The organism is Vibrio nigripulchritudo, from assembly GCF_027924785.1.
GTDB classification, from domain to species: Bacteria; Pseudomonadota; Gammaproteobacteria; order Enterobacterales; family Vibrionaceae; genus Vibrio; species Vibrio nigripulchritudo.
In genome coordinates, this window is sequence record NZ_AP027049.1 from 3,623,800 (window position 1) to 3,648,498 (window position 24,699).

The 24,699-nt window shown below is 46.6% G+C and carries 22 protein-coding genes; 7 read left to right on the top strand and 15 right to left on the bottom strand.

What is annotated here, in order from left to right; translation table 11 throughout:
* The first annotated feature begins 4 nt into the window (after nucleotides 1-4).
* Complete coding sequence (locus tag QMG91_RS16635; RefSeq protein ID WP_004405240.1) at nucleotides 5-466, top strand: chemotaxis protein CheX; 462 nt, start codon at nucleotides 5-7, stop codon at nucleotides 464-466.
* Between the two features lie 128 nt (nucleotides 467-594).
* Here QMG91_RS16635 and pgi read toward each other — a convergent pair whose 3' ends face one another.
* The gene (pgi, locus tag QMG91_RS16640; protein WP_281827710.1) at nucleotides 595-2,247 is read right to left on the bottom strand and encodes a glucose-6-phosphate isomerase; all 1,653 of its coding nucleotides are present in this window, start codon (nucleotides 2,245-2,247) and stop codon (nucleotides 595-597) included.
* A 285-nt stretch (nucleotides 2,248-2,532) separates the two neighbouring features.
* Between pgi and QMG91_RS16645 the strand changes: the two genes are divergently transcribed.
* Nucleotides 2,533-2,958: a secondary thiamine-phosphate synthase enzyme YjbQ gene (locus QMG91_RS16645; RefSeq protein ID WP_022593040.1), complete on the top strand. Its 426-nt coding sequence runs from the start codon at nucleotides 2,533-2,535 to the stop codon at nucleotides 2,956-2,958.
* Nucleotides 2,959-3,023: 65 nt separating this feature from the next.
* Here QMG91_RS16645 and QMG91_RS16650 read toward each other — a convergent pair whose 3' ends face one another.
* Nucleotides 3,024-4,235, bottom strand: a complete 1,212-nt coding sequence (locus QMG91_RS16650; RefSeq protein WP_281827711.1) for a BamA/TamA family outer membrane protein — start codon at nucleotides 4,233-4,235, stop codon at nucleotides 3,024-3,026.
* Between the two features lie 468 nt (nucleotides 4,236-4,703).
* On the opposite strand from QMG91_RS16650, the gene QMG91_RS16655 reads away from it, so the two are divergent.
* Nucleotides 4,704-6,971 carry a hypothetical protein gene (locus tag QMG91_RS16655; protein ID WP_281827712.1) on the top strand — a complete coding sequence of 756 codons (2,268 nt, stop codon included), beginning with the start codon at nucleotides 4,704-4,706 and terminating at the stop codon, nucleotides 6,969-6,971.
* A 99-nt stretch (nucleotides 6,972-7,070) separates the two neighbouring features.
* Here the strand turns inward: QMG91_RS16655 and QMG91_RS16660 are convergent, their stop codons facing one another.
* The gene (locus tag QMG91_RS16660; RefSeq protein ID WP_281827713.1) at nucleotides 7,071-8,249 is read right to left on the bottom strand and encodes a helix-turn-helix transcriptional regulator; all 1,179 of its coding nucleotides are present in this window, start codon (nucleotides 8,247-8,249) and stop codon (nucleotides 7,071-7,073) included.
* 160 nt (nucleotides 8,250-8,409) lie between these two features.
* Between QMG91_RS16660 and QMG91_RS16665 the strand changes: the two genes are divergently transcribed.
* Nucleotides 8,410-8,550: a hypothetical protein gene (locus QMG91_RS16665; protein WP_281827714.1), complete on the top strand. Its 141-nt coding sequence runs from the start codon at nucleotides 8,410-8,412 to the stop codon at nucleotides 8,548-8,550.
* Between the two features lie 271 nt (nucleotides 8,551-8,821).
* Here the strand turns inward: QMG91_RS16665 and alr are convergent, their stop codons facing one another.
* Both alr and QMG91_RS16675 read right to left on the bottom strand, forming a co-directional pair.
* On the bottom strand, nucleotides 8,822-9,898 hold the full coding sequence (gene alr, locus QMG91_RS16670; protein ID WP_281830478.1) for an alanine racemase: 1,077 nt from the start codon (nucleotides 9,896-9,898) through the stop codon (nucleotides 8,822-8,824).
* A gap of 18 nt (nucleotides 9,899-9,916) precedes the next feature.
* Nucleotides 9,917-11,320 carry a replicative DNA helicase gene (locus tag QMG91_RS16675; RefSeq protein ID WP_038124632.1) on the bottom strand — a complete coding sequence of 468 codons (1,404 nt, stop codon included), beginning with the start codon at nucleotides 11,318-11,320 and terminating at the stop codon, nucleotides 9,917-9,919.
* 170 nt (nucleotides 11,321-11,490) lie between these two features.
* On the opposite strand from QMG91_RS16675, the gene QMG91_RS16680 reads away from it, so the two are divergent.
* A complete protein-coding gene (locus tag QMG91_RS16680) occupies nucleotides 11,491-12,249 on the top strand; it encodes a DUF481 domain-containing protein (protein WP_281827715.1) in 759 nt (252 codons plus the stop codon).
* Between the two features lie 72 nt (nucleotides 12,250-12,321).
* On the opposite strand, the gene rplI is transcribed toward QMG91_RS16680, so the two are convergent.
* From rplI to QMG91_RS16725, 9 genes are all read right to left on the bottom strand, one after another.
* Nucleotides 12,322-12,774: a 50S ribosomal protein L9 gene (rplI, locus tag QMG91_RS16685; protein ID WP_004405255.1), complete on the bottom strand. Its 453-nt coding sequence runs from the start codon at nucleotides 12,772-12,774 to the stop codon at nucleotides 12,322-12,324.
* 32 nt (nucleotides 12,775-12,806) lie between these two features.
* Entirely contained in the window at nucleotides 12,807-13,034 is a 228-nt protein-coding gene (gene rpsR / locus QMG91_RS16690; RefSeq protein ID WP_000090471.1) for a 30S ribosomal protein S18, read from the bottom strand.
* A 16-nt stretch (nucleotides 13,035-13,050) separates the two neighbouring features.
* Nucleotides 13,051-13,353, bottom strand: a complete 303-nt coding sequence (priB, locus tag QMG91_RS16695) for a primosomal replication protein N (RefSeq protein ID WP_004405287.1) — start codon at nucleotides 13,351-13,353, stop codon at nucleotides 13,051-13,053.
* Nucleotides 13,354-13,361: 8 nt separating this feature from the next.
* Complete coding sequence (gene rpsF / locus QMG91_RS16700) at nucleotides 13,362-13,769, bottom strand: 30S ribosomal protein S6 (RefSeq protein WP_004405288.1); 408 nt, start codon at nucleotides 13,767-13,769, stop codon at nucleotides 13,362-13,364.
* A gap of 227 nt (nucleotides 13,770-13,996) precedes the next feature.
* Nucleotides 13,997-14,788 carry a DUF1338 domain-containing protein gene (locus QMG91_RS16705; RefSeq protein WP_223095735.1) on the bottom strand — a complete coding sequence of 264 codons (792 nt, stop codon included), beginning with the start codon at nucleotides 14,786-14,788 and terminating at the stop codon, nucleotides 13,997-13,999.
* A gap of 172 nt (nucleotides 14,789-14,960) precedes the next feature.
* Nucleotides 14,961-16,424: a succinylglutamate-semialdehyde dehydrogenase gene (astD, locus tag QMG91_RS16710; RefSeq protein WP_281827731.1), complete on the bottom strand. Its 1,464-nt coding sequence runs from the start codon at nucleotides 16,422-16,424 to the stop codon at nucleotides 14,961-14,963.
* A 27-nt stretch (nucleotides 16,425-16,451) separates the two neighbouring features.
* Nucleotides 16,452-17,471 (bottom strand): arginine N-succinyltransferase, encoded by a 1,020-nt coding sequence (gene astA / locus QMG91_RS16715; protein ID WP_281827733.1) that lies wholly within the window; start codon nucleotides 17,469-17,471, stop codon nucleotides 16,452-16,454.
* 342 nt (nucleotides 17,472-17,813) lie between these two features.
* Nucleotides 17,814-19,043, bottom strand: coding sequence for an aspartate aminotransferase family protein (locus tag QMG91_RS16720; protein ID WP_281827735.1), 1,230 nt, complete (start codon nucleotides 19,041-19,043; stop codon nucleotides 17,814-17,816).
* 351 nt (nucleotides 19,044-19,394) lie between these two features.
* Nucleotides 19,395-19,973 carry an aminodeoxychorismate/anthranilate synthase component II gene (locus QMG91_RS16725; protein ID WP_281827737.1) on the bottom strand — a complete coding sequence of 193 codons (579 nt, stop codon included), beginning with the start codon at nucleotides 19,971-19,973 and terminating at the stop codon, nucleotides 19,395-19,397.
* 402 nt (nucleotides 19,974-20,375) lie between these two features.
* Between QMG91_RS16725 and QMG91_RS16730 the strand changes: the two genes are divergently transcribed.
* The gene (locus QMG91_RS16730; RefSeq protein ID WP_045962968.1) at nucleotides 20,376-22,238 is read left to right on the top strand and encodes a S8 family serine peptidase; all 1,863 of its coding nucleotides are present in this window, start codon (nucleotides 20,376-20,378) and stop codon (nucleotides 22,236-22,238) included.
* A 14-nt stretch (nucleotides 22,239-22,252) separates the two neighbouring features.
* Nucleotides 22,253-22,708: a hypothetical protein gene (locus tag QMG91_RS16735; protein ID WP_004405296.1), complete on the top strand. Its 456-nt coding sequence runs from the start codon at nucleotides 22,253-22,255 to the stop codon at nucleotides 22,706-22,708.
* A 134-nt stretch (nucleotides 22,709-22,842) separates the two neighbouring features.
* Here the strand turns inward: QMG91_RS16735 and QMG91_RS16740 are convergent, their stop codons facing one another.
* The gene (locus QMG91_RS16740; RefSeq protein WP_022606457.1) at nucleotides 22,843-24,489 is read right to left on the bottom strand and encodes a glycoside hydrolase family 19 protein; all 1,647 of its coding nucleotides are present in this window, start codon (nucleotides 24,487-24,489) and stop codon (nucleotides 22,843-22,845) included.
* Between the last annotated feature and the right edge of the window lie 210 nt (nucleotides 24,490-24,699).

Sequence of the window (24,699 nt, forward strand, 5' to 3'; positions counted from 1 at the left end):
CGTTATGCGCGCTGAATTTGTAAACCCGTTTTTAGCTTCATTAATGAATGTACTGAAAACTATGGCTTCTCTGGAGCTTAAGCCCCAGAAACCTCGTGTAAAGAAAGATGAAATTGCTCGTGGTGATGTGTCTGGTTTGATTGGTATGGTCGGTGACCAAACCCGTGGTTCAATGTCGATTACCTTTGATGAGTCTCTGGCTTTGGAAATCATGCAGAACATGCTGGGCGAGCGACCAAATGGTTTGAACGAAGAAGTGACCGATATGGTGGGTGAAATCACCAACATGGTAACTGGCGGTGCAAAGCGTATTCTTTCAGAAAGCGGCTTTGACTTCGATATGGCAACGCCAGTTGTGGTTTCAGGTAAAGGTCACACCATCCGTCATAAGTGTGAAGGCGCAATCATTATCATGCCTTTCTCTTCTGAATGGGGTAACGCATTCATCGAGATCTGTTTCGAATAAGACAGAGACTCATACGTAAAGGCTGTTGCATGGCAACGGCCTTTTTTGTTGCCTGAGATTTTATTTTTAAACGCCTATAAAAAAGGTCAGCACTTTTGCTGACCTTTGTATTTTTAACGGGATTAAACTTAAGCTTTAAATGCTTTGAATGCGTTAATCAAACCGTTGGTAGAACTGTCGTGAGATGCGATTTCTGAATCGTCTGCCAATTCTGGTAGGATTTGGTTCGCTAGCTGCTTACCAAGCTCCACGCCCCACTGATCGAAGCTAAAGATATTCCAGATAACGCCTTGTACGAAGATTTTGTGCTCGTACATGGCAATCAGATTACCTAGCGTGCGAGGAGTAATCTGCTTAACCAGAATCGAGTTGGTTGGGCGGTTACCTTCAAACACTTTAAATGGAACCAGAGACGCCACTTCTTCTTCGGTTTTACCTGCTTTTGCAAATTCTGCTTTTACTGTTTCTTCAGCTTTACCAAATGCCAGTGCTTCTGTTTGAGCAAAGAAGTTCGACATCAGTTTTTGGTGGTGATCGCTTGCTGGGTTGTGGCTTAACGCCGGAGCAATAAAGTCACAAGGAATCAGTTTGGTACCCTGATGAATTAACTGATAGAAAGCATGCTGACCGTTAGTACCTGGCTCACCCCAGATGATTGGACCCGTTTGGTACGTCACTGCGTTACCATCGCGGTCCACGTATTTGCCGTTCGATTCCATGTTGCCCTGCTGGAAGTACGCAGCAAAGCGGTGCATGTATTGATCATAAGGCAAAATCGCTTCCGAATCCGCACCATGGAAGTTGTTGTACCAAACACCGATCAGCGCAAGAATCACTGGAATGTTGCTTTCCAGATCTGTGCTGGCGAAATGGTTATCCATCTCGTGCGCACCATCCAATAACTTAACAAAGTTATCGTAGCCAACAGACAGTGCAATCGACAAACCAATCGCAGACCACAATGAGTATCGACCGCCAACCCAGTCCCAGAATTCGAACATGTTGTCTGTATCGATACCAAACTCAGACACTGCTGTCGCGTTAGTTGAAAGAGCGGCAAAGTGTTTCGCTACGTGTGCTTCGTCACTTGCTGCTTCAAGGAACCAGTCACGCGCTGTGTGAGCATTCGTCATGGTTTCTTGAGTGGTAAATGTCTTAGACGCAATCAGGAACAAAGTTGTTTCTGGGTTCACTTTTTTCAACGTTTCAACGATGTGCGTGCCGTCTACGTTAGAAACGAAGTGTAGGTTCAGGTGATTTTTGTATGGCGCCAGCGCTTCCGTCACCATGTAAGGACCTAAATCTGAACCACCGATGCCAATGTTAACGATATCGGTAATGGCTTTACCTGTGAAGCCTTTCCATTCACCATCAATCACGCGGTTGGTGAAAGATTGCATTTTCTCAAGCACTGCATTTACTGCCGGCATCACATCTTCGTCATCAACCAATACAGGTTTGTTGCTGCGGTTGCGCAAAGCCGTGTGCAGCACTGCACGATCTTCAGTCTGGTTGATCGCTTCACCATTGAACATTGCATCAATGGCGGTTTTTAATTCGGTTTCTTTCGCCAGAGCAAACAGGTGCTTAAGCGTTTCCTCGTTGACGAGGTTTTTAGAGTAGTCTACAAGGATATCCGACCCAAAACGTGTAGATAGTTTCTCGAAGCGTTGGGCATCTTCCGCAAACAGCGCTTTCAGATCCATGTCTTGTGCTGATTCGAAGTGCGCAGTCAGCGCATTCCAAGCTTGGGTCTTGGTAGGGTCAATGTTTTTTAACATGGTTACTTTTCCAATGTTCGTTCGATTGTGTTCTCTTCAGCCAGATAAATTTATATGATGCTGAGTGAATTCCAGATTAAGCGAAATAAAGAATCGTCTGTTTTGTGTTTGTTATATCCTATCGACACAAAACAACGTAATAAATTTTCAGATTCCGGATTATGGCTCAACCCGTTGTTACTGACATTGAGGTTTATCACGTAAACTCAATTGTACCTAATCGGAATCAACTATTAATGCGATTGTTTATAACAATTAGTGATTAGAAACAACAAGGCACAACCTATGTGGTATCAAACTACCTTTTCTCTCACCGCGAAACGCCGAGGCTTTCATCTTGTTACTGATGAAATTGAACAACATTTACCACAAATTCGTCAGTACTCGGTAGGGCTTTTACATCTTTTCATACAACATACGTCTGCAAGCTTAACTTTGAATGAAAATGCAGATCCCACGGTTCGTGCCGATATGGAACAACACTTTAATAAATTTGTGCCAGAAAGAGCGCCATATTATCAGCACACCTATGAAGGGGATGACGATATGCCCGCGCATATTAAAGCTTCCACGCTAGGTTCAAGCGTCACCATTCCAATTACCAATGGAAGGTTAGCTGTGGGGACATGGCAGGGAATTTACCTAGGTGAACACCGAGATCACGGCGGAGCGCGAAGAATCGTGGCAACTATCCAGGGTACGACTGAATAATTAGTCGTAAATACAAAATAGAACAGGCGCTTAGAGCGCCTGTTTTTTGATTCGAATTGATTGATTTAGAACGGCTGATTGATCATCACACGGAACATGTTTTCTTCATCACCGAATGCCATTTCTGTTCTGACCACAATGCCCTCAACCTGGAATCGAACGCCGCCACCCAGATTGTATTTCATGTTGTTGTGAAGCTCGCGAAAGTCAAACTCATTGGCGACCCTACCCGCATCCACAAACGCAACCCACTGCCACCAAGGCACTTCGTACCAATTGAAAATCGGCCAGTTTTGAAGTGGCTGCCATTCCGGCATAACCCGATATTCCAGGCTGTAGTGTACGGCGCTACGACCATGGTATCGATTGGTAGAATAACCTCTTAGGTGATACAAACCGCCTAATGAAACACCAGCATACTCCGGTGGGCGCTCGCAAGTCCCAGATCCACATAACCCCCAGGTTGGCGTATCTGCAACGTACATATCAAACGCCAGAACCTGGCGAGAAAACACATCGTCCACTTTGCCTAGGCTAAAGAAATGGCTTTGTTCGACTTCAACTTTGGTCCATGGATTATCATTTCCTGAGTCCGGTGCGTGAGCTACATTGATTTTCAACTTCGCGCCCTGACTTGGGTTACGAACGTCATTGCGGTTATCCCATTCAAACCCAAGATTAATGCCCCATGTGGAATCCGGCGAAGTATCATTTGCAACACTCAGGCTGCGCTTGGAAAGGAAAGGTTCAATACGAACCGTCGATATTCCGCTGGTCGCTGGCGACGCCCCCTGAATGCGCCTTTTAGGTTCGTAGGCGGCTCTCGCTCCTTTGAACGCTGCTGCCCCCCACGGAATGATATAGCGCATAGTGAAATGGTATTGTGCTTCGTCTGCGTCGGTCACTGTCTTTTGAGAAAACTGCGAGTCATTACTTCCGGCGGCACCCAAATGGTATGGAAAGTCAGAATAGCTGGCATTGTATGCGTCAAAACCAAGCAACCATGCCTTCCCTACCTGATAGTTATTAAGCCCGATAAAAGTCATGTTACTGCCCTTATCGGAAATCAAACCCGCGCCAATTAAGCCCGTTTGAGGCTGACCTATACCTTTTAACAGGCCCGCGACACCAATGGTGTTGCCCAGTGTGCTGGATGAAAACGCAAAAGGTACTGCTGCTGTGTCTGGCATCCAGGGAGGCAGCCATTCATAAGCGGATACACAGCTTGACAAACTAAGTGAGGAAATGAGTAAGGTCTTCAATATGTGTCTAGACATTATTTAATTGCTGCACTCCAAGGTAACTCCTGAAATTAATTTGATCACAAATTCGTGCGTAATGGTACCAACATGATACGCCACTTTTTCAAATCACGTATCGCGACTCGGTTCGACTGAAAAGTCACGACCAGTCTTAAACCAAGTTCTCGAGTAATTTTGTCGGAGACAGATGACACACCATAGAGTGACTATTAAACGCACCAGTCCAAGAGGATTTCGTCATAGAACAGCACTCCTGAAGATACAGCCACCAAACGCTCAGCGTTATTTGAGAGCTCAGAGTCTCCTTCAAGCCATTTGTCTCGGCCCAATTATACCCCCTCAATTGGGGGGGATGTAATACCGTCGCGCAGCGATAGTCTTTGTTGTGAGTATGTTTCAGCTATGTCGCATAACCAGAAAAATGCCACTAGTTGTCAGGCTCAACTTCAATACAAATAGACAAATACGTTTAAGGAAGAACCTATGAGTAAGAGAGTGGCAGCTACTCTGGCAACAAGTATGTTTGTGCTAGCCGGGTGCTTTGGCGGTGACAATAGTAACAGTAGCAACAGCGATAATGGTGGTAAGGCTGTCTCGAGCAACCTGAGCGGACGCGTTGCTGATGGTTACCTAGCAGGGGCAACCGTCTGCTTGGATACCAACCTGAATATGATTTGTGACGCGCTTGAACCATCCGCTATATCAAATAGCGAAGGGCAATATAACCTCAAAATATCTAGTGAACAGGCGAGCAAACATCCTGTTATTGCAATCGTGACTCCGGATGTGACCGATAAAGACACCAACGACTTTGTCGCCAACGCTTACACTTTGGTTTCACCACCCGGTTATGCCCAATTTATTAGCCCTATTACGACACTGCTTGCCCTTTCAGCGCAGGATTACTCCACCGATTCATTGGCAACTAGCGCTTCCATTCTTCGTTCGCAGTTAGGAGTCTCCGATGAGGTCGACTTGTACAGTGACTTTATCGCCGCACAATCAAACAATGACAACCGCGATGGTTATAAAAAGGTACATAACGTCGCTCAGCTAGTGGCACGCAAGCTAGGGCAACACCTTAAAAGCTTCAACAATGGCGACAACGAAGGAGAAATTGATAAAACGAAACTGGTTGTTGCGGTTGATTCCGTTAGTAAATCCGTTTCTGAGCTGGCTGAACTTGGTGAGCTAAGTGGTTTTAATGCTGATGCTATTGCCCAATCCAAGTCTTCCGAATGGAATGATGATGTCAAAGACATTGTTCCTTCTGAGAAGTTTGCTCAAATCGAAAATGAAAGATCGCTTCCTAACGCGTTAAGTGGTGGCGTCTACCAGTTTATCGATACTGACGGCAACAAAACGGATTTCTTAACCATTAAGTTGAACGTGACAGACCAAGGCTACAACGACAGCAACGCCATCGTTGTCACCAACACCAATGGGGATACATATACCTTTGAGCCCACAGACAGAAGCGATGTTGATCTCGACTTCGATGGTCAGGTCGCGTTTGTGAAGACGTTAGCCGGAGACACTTTAGTCAGCGATACATACACTTTTTCTTTGACCAAAGGAGAAGGAGACTCCCTTGAGTTATTTACAGATAGTTACGTACAACCTGCGTTAGCCAGTTACAACAACAGCCTACTCAGTGCGGGCATCACACGTGCTTACACGCCTTTCGACGAGACATTTCTCTCCTTTCCCGTAGAAGATGATGAGCTGTTCTACCAAGCCTTGTTATTGGATGCAGAAGACAACGTTATTTACACTGGACGAGTAGAACAAGGGCGAAGTGTGGTTTGGAATGATGACCTCGCTGAGGTACAAGCAGCCGCCAAACTGTTGGTAAAAGCGTCCGACGGCTCTAATCACCGCGATAGCCACTATACAAGAGAACTGTTTAAAACCGCGTTGACAGCACCGGAAGACATACCCTTCATAGGATCTGCACGTACGTATTTCCGCAATGCTTATGACGTTTCTTCAAACAAATCCAAACAGCGTTATGTATTCCAGTTCAATGCTGAACCTGCCGCTGAGGAAAATGCGTCCACCTTAGTCAAAAAAGTCAATGCGTTCAAAATTGAGTACTTTAATCCTAATACATCGAGTTACGTAGAAGTGCTCAGTGCCAATGTGCAGGATTCAATATTTGAAGAACTAGGGAAAAGCGCTGAAGCTGAGCAGAATGATTACGATTTGTGGTACCAACTAGACAACGATGGATCTGTGATTTATTTGGATGCGTTTTTCCAAGGCGATACATCTACCGCTGAAATGGCAGTCGGTACTTACCGTTATTCTGTCACCGACACCAACGGAAAAACATTCTACAGATATGACTATTATGGCGGGCTATCAGCAGGGTTTCCTGAATTAGTCGCAAGCAGTTTTAATGCGAAGGAGCTCAATTCTGACTGGTATCAATTGTCTATCGATTCGGCTGAAGGAGGTGACGGTTCGCTAGTATACGAATTTCAGTTTAATGTCGTTTACCAAAGCGACGATGGAGAAGATCACAACTATCTGTTTGGTTTAGGTAGACAACGAGAGCCCATCGCTCTAGTGAAAAAACAAACTCTCGAAGATGCCATTGAGGAATTTGAATTAGACCGTGGGGTTGAAGTGAGCGAAATCTTGGTTGATGTATCCATATTCGACGGCACAAAATCTTACAAAATAGACAATAGATTTGAGTTAACCGACATTAACTTCGCACAAGCTCTTGCGGCTGAGAATCAATAGCTAACAACGTCATTTTACTTATGGCTAATTCAAGGCAGGTGAATACCTGCCTTTTCTTTTATTTAAAGGCTTTTGACTCTGTTAAGCACTTTTTTTGCGTCAAGCTGTACGATAAATAGGGCTGGTCAGCAAAGTCGCAATAAGATCAGACTGAGAGTGGCTGCCCGTTTTCAAAAACACCGATTTGATATGGTCCTTAACCGTATACGCGGATCGCTCAAGGATGGTGGCAATTTCGTTGCGATTATAACCGCTGACGATCAATTCGCAGATCGTGGTCTCTGTATCCGTAAGCCCAAAAATCGCTTTTAAAAACTCAGGATTCACATGAATTGGATGCTGACGATCATAAAGGTAGACAATCGCGCCAATCTCATAGCCTTTGAGCAACTGGTATTCGTCATTAGCAAGCGAATGATTAATGCCAATCGGAACCAGAAGAATCGTAATAGGTGATTGCTTATTGGTTAGATGGGTGACGCGGCACGCTTGTTTGATGTCGTCTCCCTGCTTTAGCACATTGAACAGATTCGAAATGTATTCGCGTTTTACAGAAACATCATTGATTGAAAACCGGTTCGCGTTTACCTCCAAATCACTGTACAACTCCCCAAGCTCTATTGCTTTCTGGTTGACACAAATTAGCTCTCCTTTGCTGTCATACAGTAGGGCACCGTGAGGTAATTGAGCAATAAGGTGGTGCAGATTCGACGTTTCATTTCGGATATTTTTAAACTGCTGATAGAGAGTAAACGCTCTCTGGATATGAGGAATGAGTTCATTGAATACGAGAACGTCATCGCTTGAGAAAGCGGGATTCGACGTATCGCGATGGACGGTGATCATCGCTACCTGATTTTCTAACCTGCCCACAATAGCAGATGACGCATCCAGAAACTCATTGCCATCAAACCACTGCTCAACCGCCAGTTGAATTGGTGTTAATGTTGAACTTTCAGGTCGCCCAATATCACTGAGTAATGTATAAAATTTACTAGGTGGTGCATGATCAATGTATTTGTACAAAACATCGCCCTTCTCCAATTTACTCTCAACAAATTGGATCAAAGCATCGGCTTTAGGTCCTGCAATCCATGCACCTTCGGTGACATTGCTAATAGTGTTTTGTATGTGGAGCACGGCATCACATAACTTAAATTCGATGGTGAGCAGTTCTAAAAAAGGCTGAAAACCTTGCTGATGGGTAGGAGCCTGATAGAGCAAATCGATTAAGTGGCTAAAGCGAAACAAAGAATCCTTTCTTATGGTCTCCGCCATACTTATTATTCCCCTATATTGGTATGGTAAACATTTCAATCATGTTTGAATCTTATTTACTGATAATGTACGCACTTATTTACCCTGAGCACAGTTTCATAAGTGAGATTTTCTGTATGTTGTTTTAACAATGTATAGAAATGACGGCACTGAGGGGGCAATGAAATTTGGAGATAGACAATCAGCCTATGCATCTGCTGAAAAATACAACAAGCTTATAGGTAAACGGTTCGGTTACATGGCGGCTAAAAGTGCTCAAGCCCATACAGAGCTCATTAGAAGTGCCGGAATGAAAGCTTAGCAATCAAACTAAGCCCTGCAGGAACGAAGAAATGGCATATCGCCTCGCCATAAGAGACGGCGAGGTTTATTTCTGTCAAATTATCAAGTCTAGTCGTCCCCGCCGACACCATGGCACTTATCGGAGCCTTGCGCCCAAAGTTCAATAGCCTCGGCCAATTCTGAATAACTAATGCTGGTATAAAAATCTATTTTTATACCATTACCTGCTTTTGATGGGGACAATATAGGAGATCTTAGGAGCAGTTAACTTGGATGGTTTTCCCCATCAATTATTTGAGGTACTCCATCTCAACTCGAGAGGTAAGCTTAGTCACCAACTCATACGCTATGGTGCCAATATGATGTGCGACTTCTTCAGAAGGTAAGTCTTGCCCCCAAAGGATTACTTCGTCTCCGACTTTGTCTTCACAGTCCGGTCCCAAATCGACCGTTAACATGTCCATCGAAACCCGACCAGCAACGGGGACTCGTCTGCCATTCACTAGAACAGGTGTTCCAGCAGGAGCCGTTCTTGGGTAACCATCGCCATAGCCAATGGCAATCACTCCGATCTTGGTGTCACGCTCACTGTGCCAGATAGCTCCGTAGCCGACTGGTTCACCTTTTTTCAGGTCTCGCACTGCAATCAGGTGCGATTTTAAGGTCATGACGGGTTTAAAGCCGAGTTCTTTGGCGCTCTTGTCAGAAAAAGGAGAAACGCCATACATAATGATACCTGGACGTACCCAATCCAGGTGGCTCTCTTTCCAGGCTAATAAACCAGAAGATGCCGCCAGTGAACGTTCACCTTTGCAACCTTCTGTCAGTGCAAGAAAGTTGTCAATTTGAGCTTGAGTAACCGGGTTATCCAGCTCGTCTGCACACCCAAAATGGCTGATATAACGCAATGGTTTGGCGACGTTTTCACACGCTTTCAAGCGCTCAACGAACTCAGAATACACTTCTGGGCGCACACCCAAACGGTGCATCCCGCTATCGACCTTAAGCCAGACTTTAACTGGGTTTTCCAGTGTTGCCTGTTCCAGAGCTTCAAGCTGCTCCCCACAATGCACCACGGTTTGAATATTGTTGGTAACCAGAATCGGTAAATCTCTTGGCGAGTAAAAGCCTTCGAGCAACAGAATAGGTTTGACGATTCCACCTGCTCGCAGTTGTAATGCTTCTTCAATACGTGCCACGCCAAATGCATCTGCGCCATCTGCTGCCTGAGCAATTTCGAGCAGACCATGCCCGTAAGCATTGGCTTTCACCACAGACATGACTTTGCTTTGCGGTGCGTGTTCTTTCACCATTCTGAGGTTGTGTTTCAGTGCAGAAAGGTCGATACACGCCGACGCGGCTTTCATATAACTCATGTTCGGCGATTACTCTTCATCAAACGCAGGACCTGCGTAGTTATCGAAACGGGAGAACTGCCCCTGGAAGGTGAGTCGAACCGAGCCGATAGGACCATTACGCTGCTTACCTATGATGATTTCTGCGATGCCCTTGAGTGAGCTGTCTGGGTTGTAAACTTCATCTCGATAAATAAACATGATCAAGTCGGCATCCTGCTCGATGGAGCCCGATTCTCGAAGGTCGGAGTTTACCGGGCGTTTGTCGGCACGTTGCTCTAGGGAACGGTTAAGCTGCGACAGCGCCACCACAGGCACGTTCAGCTCTTTTGCTAATGCTTTCAAGGAACGAGATATTTCGGCGATTTCCAGCGTACGGTTATCCGAAAGTGCTGGTACGCGCATAAGCTGAAGGTAGTCGACCATAATGAGTGACAGACCACCGTGCTCACGAGCGATACGACGAGCACGAGAACGCACTTCAGTTGGCGTCAGACCCGAGCTGTCATCGATGTACATGTTCTTCTTCTCCATAAGAATTCCCATGGTAGAAGAAATACGTGCCCAGTCCTCATCGTCCAGCTGACCGGTACGGATTTTGGTTTGGTCAACGCGAGACAGGGAGGCCAGCATACGCATCATGATCTGTTCCGAGGGCATCTCAAGAGAGAAAATCAGTACAGGTTTGTCCGACACCATGGCGGCGTTTTCACACAAGTTCATGGCAAATGTGGTTTTACCCATCGAAGGACGTGCCGCCACGATAATAAGGTCGGAACCCTGAAGACCTGCCGTTTTCTTGTTGAGGTCTGAGAAGCCGGTATCCACACCTGTCACACCGTTTTGCGGCGTTTTATACAGAATCTCGATACGCTCCAGAGTTTTCTCTAGGATGTTATCGACGTTTTGAGGACCTTCGTTCTCGTTGGTTCTGTCTTCTGCAATGGCGAAAACCTTACTTTCTGCCAAATCCAGAAGGTCTTCCGAACTGCGACCTTGTGGGTCATACCCCGCATCCGCGATCTCGTTAGCCACACCAATCAGGTTACGTACCAACGCCCGCTCTGCCACGATATCGGCATACGCATTGATGTTTGCAGCACTTGGTGTGTTTTTAGCCAGATCAGCGAGGTATGCAAAACCTCCGACGTCATCGAGTTGCTCTCGCTGTTCAAGGAATTCAGATAAGGTAATCAGATCAAGCGGTTTGCTTTCTTCAAGCAAGGTTCGAACACCATCGAAAATCATGCGGTGTGGGCGACTATAGAAGTCTTTTGCCACTACCCTTTCCGCTACCGAGTCCCAGCGTTCATTGTCCAATAGCAGACCACCGATCACAGACTGCTCTGCCTCAAGAGAGTGCGGCGGTACTTTGATAGCGTCTACCTGGCTATCCACTGGCTTCTTGTTACGATTATCTCGGTTTTCTGACATGGGTGTTCTCAACAGCTTATCTTGACCGTTCATTATAGCTAAGTTCTATCTGCAGGCTACTTCAAGATGCGCAGCACCGATAAGAAAATCAGAAATTAACAGTGACCTGACCCATAACCAAAAGGCTATGAATACAATTCCTTATCAAAAGAATCTGTAAGGGGTATTGGGTGTCGAAAAATTTGCTCGCGTTGAGCCTGGTAGTGGTCAGTGCCAGTCTGTATGCAGAGGAAAACTCAGACACGGATACGTCGAGCCCCTCCCCTCTGAAAACCGAGGTGGAATTTGGCTATCAGGCACACAGCGGTAACTCTGATTCAGAATCTTTAAATAGTCGTCTTGAAGGAGTTTATACAGAAGGGCGTCACCGGCATTCCGGTGAATGGAAGTTTTATAAGCTCAATAAGAATGGTAAGGAAGACAAACGTCAGTCCACCTACCAATTGCAAAGCGATTACAAGCTCGGTCCTCGCACTTACCTTTATGCTAACTTCAAAGGCATCGATTCCAAATACAGTGCTTATTTCAAAGATTACACTTGGTCGAGCGGGTTGGGTTATCAGTTTTCTTATACCGACGATTTGAAGCTTTCGATGGAATTAGGTCCCGGCTATCGTCACCAAAAGCCAAATCTTGATGAGCTGGATGACGATGATTTGATCTTTCCTCATAACGTGGATGAGTTCATTTTTCGTGGTCTGTTCAAGGGGGATTGGAAGATGCTTCCTTCACTCTCTTTAAGTGCGGAAATTTCAATCGTCAGCGGTCAATCCAATACGCGATTCGACAATGAAGTGAGTATTACCAACACTATTACGGAGAACATCGCGCTGAAACTGACTCACTCTCGCCAGTATCTGGATCGCGTCCCGAATAATTTGAGTAACACGGATACGGTTATCTCAGCCAACTTGTTGGTAAAGTTTTAGCTCCCCCTCCTTTCTTACAGGCATAAAAAAAGCTGGCATAAAGCCAGCTTTCTCAAATCGCTTGGTACTGAATTACTCAGCAGCAACAACTTGTAGGTCAACTTTAGCAAATACTTCAGAGTGAAGTTGGATGCTAATTTCGAACTCACCAGTGTTACGTAGAGCACCTTCAGGTAGGCGAACTTCGCTCTTAGCAACTTCAACACCTGCCGCTGTGATAGCGTCAGCGATGTCGCGAGTACCGATAGAACCGAACAGTTTACCTTCGTCACCAGCTTTAGATGCGATAACAACAGCCTCAAGAGCGTTTACTTTCTCAGCACGAGCTTCAGCAGCAGACAGTTGCTCAGCAACTTTTGCTTCTAGTTCAGCACGACGAGCTTCGAACATTTCAACGTTAGCTTTAGTAGCCATTACTGCCTTATTCTGAGGGATAAGGAAGTTACGAGCGTAACCAGATTTAACGTTAACAGTATCGCCAAGACCACCTAGGTTACCGATTTTATCAAGTAGAATAACTTGCATTGTTTAATCCTCTTTCTTAATAAAACGACCGATTACTGATGCTTATCAGTGTACGGTAGTAGTGCTAGGTAGCGAGCACGCTTGATAGCGCGAGCTAGTTGACGCTGGTATTTAGCGCTTGTACCAGTGATACGGCTAGGTACGATTTTACCAGCTTCAGTGATGTAGTTTTTAAGAGTTGCTACGTCTTTGTAATCAATCTCTTGTACGCCTTCTGCAGTGAAACGGCAGAATTTACGACGACGGAAGAAACGAGCCATGGGCTATCTCCTGATCTTAAATATGTATGATGTTGTCGGCATGTAACACTAATTTCCCGTTGCCATTTCGGCTGGTTTGATAAGCAACAAAACCGCTTACCTTAATGTGACTGCCTATAACGAGTTCTTGAGTTAATTCTTTTGACTTTTGCCCGCTGATGACGACCGGCATACGACAATACACTTGTCTCGGAAGGTCAGCTTCTAACACTGTGGAGCGATGTTCCAGCCAAAATCGGCAATGAGGAACGCCCGCAGGGCTTTGGCTTCGAATTGGTGCTTTCGCGACAGTGCCACTCAGCTCCATTCGATTGGTCATTGAATGAATTACTCAGCAGCTGCTTCTGGTTTAGCTTCTGTGCGCTCAGAACGCTCTGCACGCTCTTCACGACGAGGAGCACGCTCTGCACGCTCTTCTTTCTGCTTAAGCATGATAGATTGCTCAGTTACAGCAGCTTTAGTGCGCATGATCATGTTACGTAGAACTGCATCGTTAAAACGGAAAGCAGTTTCTAGCTCGTCGATCACTTCTTGACCAGCTTCAACGTTCATTAGAACGTAGTGAGCTTTGTGAAGCTTGTTGATTGGGTAAGCCATTTGACGACGACCCCAGTCTTCTAGACGGTGGATAGTACCGCCAGCTTCAGTGATTGAACCAGTGTAACGCTCGATCATGCCAGCAACTTGCTCGCTTTGATCAGGGTGCACCATGAATACGATTTCGTAATGACGCATTGGTTGCTCCTTACGGATTATTCAGCTTCCACAAATGGCTCGGTCGTCCAGAGGAAGCAAGGAACTAAAGAAAATTGACCGAGAATTAAGGACGGCAAATAGTATAGAAAAACACCGCTAAGAGCAAGGAGTATTTGAAGGTCTAAAATAGATATTTTCGAAGACAAAAGTAAGGCATCGACAGAGACTGACGATGCCATGTAAAAACAATAAGTAACAACGCTATGTTAACTGTCTGTGCTTTCGAAAATCTTGTCTGCTGATGCCGCAACAAATCCAGGATAAAGCTCGCCATTTGCCATTGGATAACGCTTGGCGAATTCATAAAAACCACCAGGAACGACTTCTGTGCCTTCAATGAAGGTCACGGGGACTTTGTCCGCCATGGTCGAGGACTGCTCTAGCAGTACATCTGGTGAGCCTTTCACTTCTCCACCAAATTCATTGATGGTGAAGCCCGAGTTGCGAAGGTGATCGTTCACCCCTTTCACTTCTTCAAAAGCATTCAGTTGGTTGACGCTAACGGTAAAGTGGTTAGCACCGTAACCGTGTGCCGCCAGCCAGGATGCGTATTCGCTTTCTTTAGCCAGCTCTTTATAGTCGATGTGGCTAATGTCCCACAGCCGACCACCGTACAGAAATTCGCTGCCTGTTAGCTTGGAACTGTCGACCTGTTTAACCAGGCTATTGACAATATCCTGAACGGTTTGAGAACACTTGTGAACTTCCAGTTCACTGATGAACACTTTTGGCTGTTTAGGATCCGGATGCTCAAAGTGTTTGGCCACCAGCTTCTTCGATTCAAAAACATAGTCACCGGCAGGTTTGTAACCGATCTCTAGCAAAGGTTTGGCTAGCGTTTCAATCCCTAATGGCTCGACACCAAAGGTGCGCAGTGCAATGTGATCGTTAATGAGTGGCTCGTCTTCTTGCAGTAACTCATGCACTTTGTGTGCAGAGGGGCAAAGACGAGTGATGTAGTCATTCCAAAGTGAAGCAAACAAATTGTCTGGCGACATAACGCCTCCTTGTTAAATCTACCAAGACAGGTAGGGGTTATTGGCAGTCACCTCAACCCGAGGTGACCTCAGCCTGTGACAGAGTTCTGGTTGACTTCCAGTTATTATTATTTTGGCTCGAATTGTTAGGGGCTAATTACCTATGTGGATAGCCCCGATATTATTTTGTTTACTATTTTAGCTCGACACCCGGGCTGAGCGTGGCTGGCAATACTGTCTCTTGCCCTTCCATAGATGCCATTGGGTACGCACAGTAATCTGCGGCGTAGTAAGCGCTCGGGCGTAAGTTGCCAGAGGCTCCCGGTCCGCCAAATGGGGCATCACCACTTGCGCCCGTTAGCTGACGGTTGCGGTTTACAATGCCTGCTCTGATGTGCTCGACAAAGTAGTCCCAGTCGCTATCCAGGGTAGAAACCAAACCAGCAGACAGACCAAATCGGGTGTCATTTGCCATGTCCACTGCGGACTCCAGCCCTTCATAACGAATCACCTGAAGCAGGGGACCGAAGTATTCTTCGTCTGGCAGGTTTTCAATCTCTGTGACATCAATGATGCCCGGAGTGACAAACGCTTCTCCTTTTGATGCTGCCTCAATCAGGCTCACACCGCCCAAACCTTGTAGGTTGGTTTGCGCTTCAAGAATACCGCTCGCAGCCTGAATAGAAATTTGAGGTCCCATGAAAGGAGCGGGATCTGCGAATGGTTCATCGACCCGGATGTTGGCAGTAGAAGCTACCAGCTTGTCGATCAGAGCATCGCCCTTTTCGCCGACAGGCACGTACAGACGACGAGCGCAGGTACAACGTTGACCCGCACTGATAAACGCAGATTGAATGATGGTATACACGGTCGCATCCACATCACCGTAATGATCTGCGATGACCATTGGGTTATTGCCGCCCATTTCAAGCGCCAGCATCTTATCTGGCTGACCAGCAAACTGGCGATGCAGAACATGACCTGTATTGGCGCTACCAGTGAAAAGAACACCATCGATTTTTCTGGCATTCGCCAGCGCAATCCCTGTTTCTTTCGCACCTTGTACTAGGTTAATCACACCATCAGGCAAGCCTGCCTGTTGCCATAGCTTCATCGCGAATTCACCAGTCCAGGGCGTTTGCTCTGAAGGTTTGAATACCACGGTGTTGCCTGCCAATAAAGCTGGAACAATGTGACCATTAGGCAAGTGACCCGGGAAGTTGTAAGGGCCAAATACTGCCATCACGCCGAGTGGGCGGTGGCGAAGTACAATTTGGTTGCCTGCAGCTTCGCGCTGCGCTTCGCCTGTGCGATCGTGGTAAGCGCGAACTGAGATGGCAATTTTGCCTGCCATTGCGCCCGCTTCAGTACGAGTTTCCCAGATGGGTTTACCCGTTTCTTTGGCAATGATGGTCGCGATTTCTTCGCTGTTCTCTTTCACCAGCTCGGCAAACTTTAAGACAACGGCTTCACGCTCAACGAATGGTAGTTTCTTCCATTGCAAAAACGCGGTGCGTGCGGCATCAACTGCCGATTCCACCTGCTCTTCCGTCGCGCCTTTGCCTTCCCAAATCGTCTCGCCATTGTATGGACTGGTTGAAGCCAGCGCTTCGCCTGCGCCTTCTACCCAAGATCCGTTTATCCAGTGCGTGCTCATACTGCTAATCCTTCTATCCTGTTCACGTTACTGTGCGAGCAAACGCACGTAATCACCGTCTTTAACTTCCAATGCATTCGCCACTTCCTGGCTCAGCATAACGGTGTCGGTTGCTTTGTCGTACGCAGCAGTCGCTGCGGTCGCTCTGAAGTTTTCGAACGATGAATTACACATCAAATAATGCTGTGCGCTTGAATGTTCCTGTACGCTGACTTGTGCCCGGAACGAGTGGCGTACCGATTCGATATTTCGAAGGTCACACTCCACCGACGGACCAGCGTCAAAAATGTCGACATAACCTCGGCACGAGAAGCCTTCCTGTTCGAGCAAACGAAGGGCAGGACGGGTGTTGTCGTGCACTTTGCCGATCACTGCCTGTGCTTCTGATGACAGTAAGTTGATGTAAATAGGCAATTTAGGCATGAGATCGGCAATAAAGCCTTTCTTACCAATACCCGTCAGGTAATCTGCCATGGTGAAATCAATCGAGAAGAAATGCTCCTGCAGCCATTGCCAGAATGGTGAGTTGCCTTCATCGTCTGACACCCCTCGCATCTCTGCAAATACGGTTTCTGAGAAGCGATGCGGGTGCTCTGCCATCATCAAGAAACGACATTTGGACATCAGGCGACCGTTTAACCCCTGACGAAATTGCGGGCGCAAGAACAGGGTACAGATCTCACTACACCCGGTGTAATTGTTACCAAAGGTCAGCAGTTTAACGACGTTATTCACGCCTAACTTGGGTGACGAATGCACCACTTTACTGATGTGGTAAGTGTAAAAAGGCACATCCCAGCCAATGGATGCTTCAATGCCCGTAGTGCCAGCTACTTCACCCGTTTCGCTGTCGAAACCGACCATTAAGTAGCCTTCATCTCCGGGTTCGGTGACTTCAGATTTGCCGAAACTGTAGACCGAGTGGTCAATGCGATTGGTTAATAATTCTTCGTTGACAGGAAGAGAAGTAAATCCATGTCCTGATTCTACGGCACAGGTATTCAGTGCCTCATAATCTAGTTTCGTAATAGGACGAACTACCAGCATCACAACTCCCTCCAGATGCTATTGCAGAATCTCGCGCCAAGAAAAAGGACGGGTACGTTCACACCCGACCAGTTCGATGTGCCGAGCTACTGCCTTAATCTAGGGTCTGCTAACCTTTCGAGGTAGAATTTTGTTCGAGATATAAGCGTTTTAATCGCGGCGCAAGGGATTTAGCTTAGTCATTCTAAGCAAAGCCATTGCAACAAAGAGTAAAACGCTTATAGCCGAACCCTTTGGGCAGCGTTTGTGGCTCCTTTCTACTGTGTTATCGCTTATTGATGTAGGATCGCTACACCGAATAAGCGCTGCCTTGTATAAAGAACCCACAACTCGCTGCAAAAATCAGCTCGAAAGGTCAGCAGCCCCTATGCTTGCGATGGCTTTTTCTAGTCTTGCCAGCCCTTCTTCGACTTCTTCTTTTGAAATCACAAGAGACGGGGTAAATCGAACGACGTTGGCACCAGCAACCAGAACCATCAGCCCTTCATTACCTGCTGCAACCAGGATGTCGCGAGCACGACCTTGCCACTCTTCATTCAGAGCTGCGCCTAGCAGCAGACCTTTACCGCGAATTTCAGAGAAAATCGGGTACTTATTGTTAATTCTAGACAATCCTTCACGGAACAGCGCTTCACGTTCTTTCACGCCTTCCAGAACGTCTGGCTGGCCTACAACATCAACCACAGCTTCTGCTACCGCACACGCCAGTGGGTTACCACCGTAGGTTGAACCATGAGTACCAATTTTCAGGTGCTGAGCCAGTTCTGTTGTGGTCAGCATGGCACCGACAGGGAAACCACCACCCAATGATTTTGCCGTGCTTAGAATATCTGGTGTGATACCAAGACCTTGGTATGCGTAGAAGTCGCCTGTACGACCATTACCTGTCTGAACTTCATCAAAAATCAGCAGCGCATTGTGTTTGTCACACAATTCACGTACCGCTTTTACGAATTCTGGAGTTGGGGAAACAATGCCGCCTTCCCCCTGAAGAGGTTCCATCATGATGGCGCAGGTGCGATCTGAGATGTGAGCTTCGAGCGCGTCGATGTCGTTATATGGAAGGTGAGTAACATCACCCGGCTTAGGACCGAAACCGTCTGAGTAAGCAGCTTGCCCACCCACAGTTACGGTAAAGAATGTGCGGCCGTGGAAGCCTTGTTGAAATGCGATGATTTCAGATTTCTCTTCGCCGTGCTTATCTGCTGCCCAGCGACGTGCCAGTTTCAATGCCGCTTCGTTTGCTTCTGCACCTGAGTTTGCAAAGAAGACTTTCTCAGCAAAGCTTACTTCGGTCAGCTTCTTCGCCAAACGTAGCGCTGGCTCATTGGTCATCACGTTACTCAGGTGCCAGATTTTGTTCGCCTGATCTGTAAGAGCAGATACCATCGCGGGATGACAATGTCCCAAGCAGCTCACAGCGATACCACCAGCAAAGTCGATGTATTCTTTACCAGCTTGATCCCATACTCGTGCACCTTCACCACGAACAGGAATGATCTCCATCGGGTTGTAACAAGGCACCATTACGTCATTAAACAGGCTGCGTTCTACTTTGTTTTCCATTGTCATCACATACTCCATTCCGATCCCAATGTATTTGAGCAATAGCCAGAATCCGATACCACGTGGTATTTTCTACTGCTCAAACATTGTATTTACATTAAATTAACTATTTCAATAGTGATTTGTTCTTTTTATAGAACAAACAACACGCTAGCTGCCAAGAGCCATGAGTATTTATGCACCAGCCAAATGCTTTTATGAAGCAATTTATACTTATATGTAAAATAAGCTGGGGTTAACCATATATAGATAGAAGGGTTACGAAGACAAGCGAATCGTATTGCGAATAGTTTTGCATAGAACGCTATTAAGAAAAAAAACGGAAAAAATGTTAAGAAAAGTGACCCGAAGCAGGCTTTAACGACGCAGAAAGTTGGCGAGCAACTCGTGCCCTTGCTCTGTTTTGATGGATTCAGGGTGAAATTGCACCCCTTCAATAGGCAAAGTGTTGTGCTGAAAGCCCATGATTTCGTCGAATTCACCGTCAGCGTCTTTTGTCCAGGCCGTCACTTCAAAGCAGTCTGGAAGTGTTTCTGCTTTGACCGTCAGAGAGTGATAACGCGTGACCGTCAACGGCATATTCAGCGCTTCAAACAGTCCTTGCTGCTCGTGCCAGATTGGTGAGGTTTTTCCGTGCATCACTTTCTTCGCACGAATCACATCTCCACCAAATACCTGAGCAATTGCCTGATGACCCAGACACACACCTAATATAGGCAATTTGCCAGCAAAGTGTTTTATAGCCTGCAGCGAGATCCCTGCTTCATTCGGAGTACACGGTCCGGGGGAAATAACTAAGTGGCTAGGTGCTAGTGCTTCTATACCTTCTATGGTTATTTCATCATTACGCACAACTTTGACATCCGCACCCAGCTCGCAGAAGTACTGATACAAGTTGTAGGTGAAAGAGTCGTAGTTATCGATGATTAACAACATAAAGGCAGTTTATAGACATGTTACTTAAGGGCGGTATTGTGCAGCAGAGTCACGGAAAGGCAAGTGAAAATTCAGGTTAGTTTGGGTCTGCTGACCTTTCTAGGTTAAATTTTACCCGAATGGGATGCTTGGTCAGATACGTTTTGATCGCGGTGCAAGATTTTAAATTTCGCCGATTTATCCGGTTATTTTTCCGAACATCATTCCAACACTTTAAACCCTTCGGTTGTCAACAGATTGAAATCAAAGTCGGTGAAAAGAAAGCGCTTTTTCACTTTGTTCTACGATCAATGTCTCCTATCAGCACCTTCCATAAACATCCAAGTTCGAGATATTAATAAATATGAATCTCATTGCTATGCGATTCGATTAATATTACTAACAATAAACATAGGATGTACGATGCATAAAAAACGGATTATCTCATTAGCAATTGGGGCAGCAATTGCTTATGCCGGCACAGCAGGCGCAACTGATAGATTCCACGCCGACCGTTGGCTAACACCAGGTGACCCTCTATTACAACATCAGTGGAACTTACTAAATACTGGTCAGGCGGCTTTCGCAGCACAGGGTGGTGTTGCAGGGCATGATTTGAACTTGTGGCAAACGCATTTGTTTGGATACGGCGGTCAGGGCGTGATTGTTGCCGTGGTTGATGACGGGCTTGAGATTGCTCATCCAGATCTGGCACCAAACATTAAACCGGGTTCCTGGAACTTGGTTACAAATACCAACGATCCTACGCCAACAAAAGCATCAGCCAGCCACGGTACGTCAGTAGCGGGTATTATTGCAGCGGCGGGTGGCAACAATGAAGGTGTTCGTGGTGTTGCTCCACAAGCCGGACTGAAGGGTTATAACTACCTAGACGAGCAGTCTATCGAAAGCTGGCTCATTACCCACGGTAAAGACCCAAGAACGGCTGATGTGCGCGTGTTCAACCAAAGCTATGGTTCTCAGCCTCTATTTAGTATCCCTTACGACTTAACCAATAATCTGAACCTGGCAGTTCAGGATGCGGTTCACCAAGAAGTCAGTACCACAGCACATCAGGGCAAAGGGGCACTGTTTGTTAAGTCTGCCGGTAATGGCTTCGGACGCACCAGTGTTCGATTCACCAGTGGCGCTACTTTCCGCATTCTTCCAAAAGACTACGATACTGCAGAAGTGCCTAATGAAGGGCTGCCATGGCAGAACAGTAACCTTTCTTTCAACAACGCCAACTACTGGAATATGACGATAAGTGCGATGAATGCCGATGGTAAGCTGTCTTCATACTCTTCCGTTGGTAGTAACGTCTTCCTGACTGCTCCTGCGGGTGAGTTTGGACGTGACAAACCAGCTCACGTTACCACTGACCTAATGGGTTGTGATCGTGGTTACAACACCATCGAGCGAGCAGATCGTAACGGCTTGCATGGCGGAACAGCGGACGATCCAAACTGTAACTACAACGGCGTTATGAACGGTACGTCTTCTTCCGCGCCGAACACATCTGGTGCCGCTGCTTTGCTTATGAGCGTACGCCCGGATTTATCTCAGCGTGACATTCGCCACCTATTGGCGACAACAGCAACCAAAATCGACGCAGAGCACGTGAATACTGACATTTCTTACACCACTTCATCCGGTGTATCACGAACTGTCACAGGGTTAGAAGGATGGTCTGCCAACGCTGCAGGTTATGACTACAGCCCATACTACGGCTTCGGTCTTATTGATGTAGATAAAGCGATGTTTGCCGCACGCACTGCGCAGCCTCTGCCACCATTACAGCTCACTGAATGGAAGACCACTACAGCAAACATCACTGTGCCAGACGCGGGTGATCAAGCCGTTACGGATACAGTAGCCATCAATGATGCGCTTAAAGTGGAGTCAGTTCAGGTTAAAGTTGATATTGACCACGAGCGTACCAGCGATCTGCTGATCGAATTAGTCTCTCCTTCCGGTACCAGCAGTGTTCTGATGTCTCCTCGTAACAGCCTGGTTGGACGTTCTCTACTGCAAGGTATTGGACAAGCGATTGGTGACGAAAGCCGCGGTTACCGCGATCATCTGTTACTGAGCCATAAGTTCTATGGTGAAGATGCTGCAGGTGAGTGGACATTGCGAGTGACAGATACCAGCGGTGAGCACAGCCACTGGATCCTGCGCAACCGCAATGACGAAACTCAGAGCTTCAACATCCCTCACTTCAACAACAGCGTACCGGGCACGATCAACCATTGGTCAATCCGTATTATTGGTCACCAAGGTTAATCAAGGAGATACCTATGAAATTTAAAGCGATTGTACTTGCCTCTGTATTGGTTTCTGCATCGGCAATGGCAAACTCAGACATTAAAAATGAGATTGGTATTTCTGCTGCGCCGGGTGAAAAAGTGCTTATCAACGGTCAAACCTTTTTCAAAGAGAAAGAGGAATCTTTCTCACTGCTTCGTTTCCTAGGCTTTGACAACCCTGTTGAAGTGTATGCAGGTGACGCACTTACTGATGAAACGGGCATCGAGACTCACAAAGCCAGTGGTGTCATTTTGGTAAGAGCAAGCCAGGATCAAGCGAAAGCTCTGGCGAAGGAGTACGGCTTAGAGGTGGTATCTCAGGCAGGTTCTATTTCTGTATTGAAAGCATCTACATCCACTGAACTGCTTAACTTAGCGTCTCAGTTGGAAGCTAAAGGTGTCACTTTACAAGTCGAGCTTGTGAACAGCGCTGAGCAACCAGAATAAATACAGCCACAGTAAACATACAAAGCCTTGGTACTCCACCAAGGCTTTCTTGTTTAAGCGTGACCAAATAGAAATAAAAAACCAGCAGAGGGCATCTGCTGGCTTTGTAATGATCTCAATCTCGTATAAGCGAGTTACTTACAAGAAATTTGGTCCCAGTTCCAACCAGAGTTCGGATTGCTGCCCGGAGTATCCCAGACACCTGGGTTATTTTTCGCGATATAGCACTTACCTGCATGAGTCACTTTGTCACCATTGGCAACCTGGCTAACACCTTCTTGCCACTCAATGAATCCATTTGGATTTGTTGGTGGAGGTGTTGGTGTTGTTGTGCCGTTAAACACTTCCCATGCACCGCCTAGCGCTGGGTCATCACCCTGAGTCCAGTTTTTCGCTTGGTAAACCACACCTTTACGTGCCGCTTTGTCGCCTTTGTTGTAAACCTTGTTCACATCCCAACCCGCAACGCCGTCTACCGGAGGCTCAGCGCCTGCACCTGGCTCTACTGGAATCGCTTTATCAACAATGCGAACTTCTGGCCAAATTGAGTGAGAGCCGTAGAAGTTAGTCACACACTTCTCGTAGTCACCCGGAACAAGAGCAGAATATGCCGTTTGGAAAGGTACCAGTTCACATTCAAACGATGCGCCTCCCGGACGTTCTGGGTAGTGCTTCCAGTTGCCATCCCAGTTGGTGTAAAGCACGTCTGTTGAACCTTTCAGGTTCAAGCTACCAAATGGCGTTTGCTGATAGCAAGTGTTCTTCTCATCTGCTTCAATTGGGATCTGGTAGTGAGCCGCTAATCCTTCCCAGTAGCTGATGCGGTTAACTGGCTGACCTTTTGTCTTATTGTGCTCACCACACTCAATACCACCGTTGATCACATTGATGGTAGTACCAAAGCCATAACCAATACCAGCTTCGATTTCACGCTGTGATGGTTTCCATGTACGGTCAATAACATGAAGCATGGCCGGTTTTGGTGCCTGAGGAGTCAGGAAGAACCAGATAGCAGAAGCCATGTTCAACCAGGAATCTGCCACCAAAGCAGGATTCTTAAGAAGCACAGTCGCATCACCATCGAACATCACTTCCGAGAATGCACCGTAGTTAAAGTGGTAAGACAGCTGCTTCGCACCACGACCAAAGTAACCTTGTCCAGGTTCGCACGGCCAGCGTCTGTTCTGCCAGTCATCAGAACCACACCCTGTTGTGTAGCCTTCCTGACCTTCAGCCCAGCCCATCTCTCTTACGTGGAATAGGGCTTGCTGCCACTTTTCCAGACCAAGAGGGTTATCTGAAACATTACTTACTTCAACGTGACCACCTGTTTCCTGCGCAAAGTGCGCAAAAGCCGTCACAATCGATTTCTTACAGATAGCATCTGAATCACGGCCGTCAGTGTATTCGCCACAGAACGCTGGGAATTTACCAATCGCGCGCAGGAAACGTGTGTAAGAGTATTCTGGTGCCGCCATGTGAGTTAAGAAATCCCACTCGGTTTGTGGGAAGACACGCTCAACACGTTTAACGTTTTCTGGGTTGGTCGTCAGCCCTGGCTGAATCGCTTCAACTATCGTGTTTGGACGAGTTTCGAGTGCTTTCGACCAGATGGCATACATAGGATCGGAAGTTTGAGACTTTTCTACGGCTTGAATATCTGCACGAGCAATGATGTAACCGTTTGGATTTGTAGGGTCCGGTTGGATGTTCATTGCAGCAAATGCATTTGCAGACAACAAACCACCAATCAATACTGAAAGGTAACGTTTTGTTTTCATTCCTATTCCTCTCGCTCCATAAAAATAAGGAAATTAGCAGAATGATAATTTAGTCAATGGATTATTCGCAGTGAATTCTATAAGCATAATGAATATCTCCGAGTCACTTCTACCAAATGAAAACCGAACACCAACTGGCTACATTTTTATTGAGCGATTTATCGAGGAAATAACAGGTTTAGTAAACAACTCTATTGATATGACAAGATC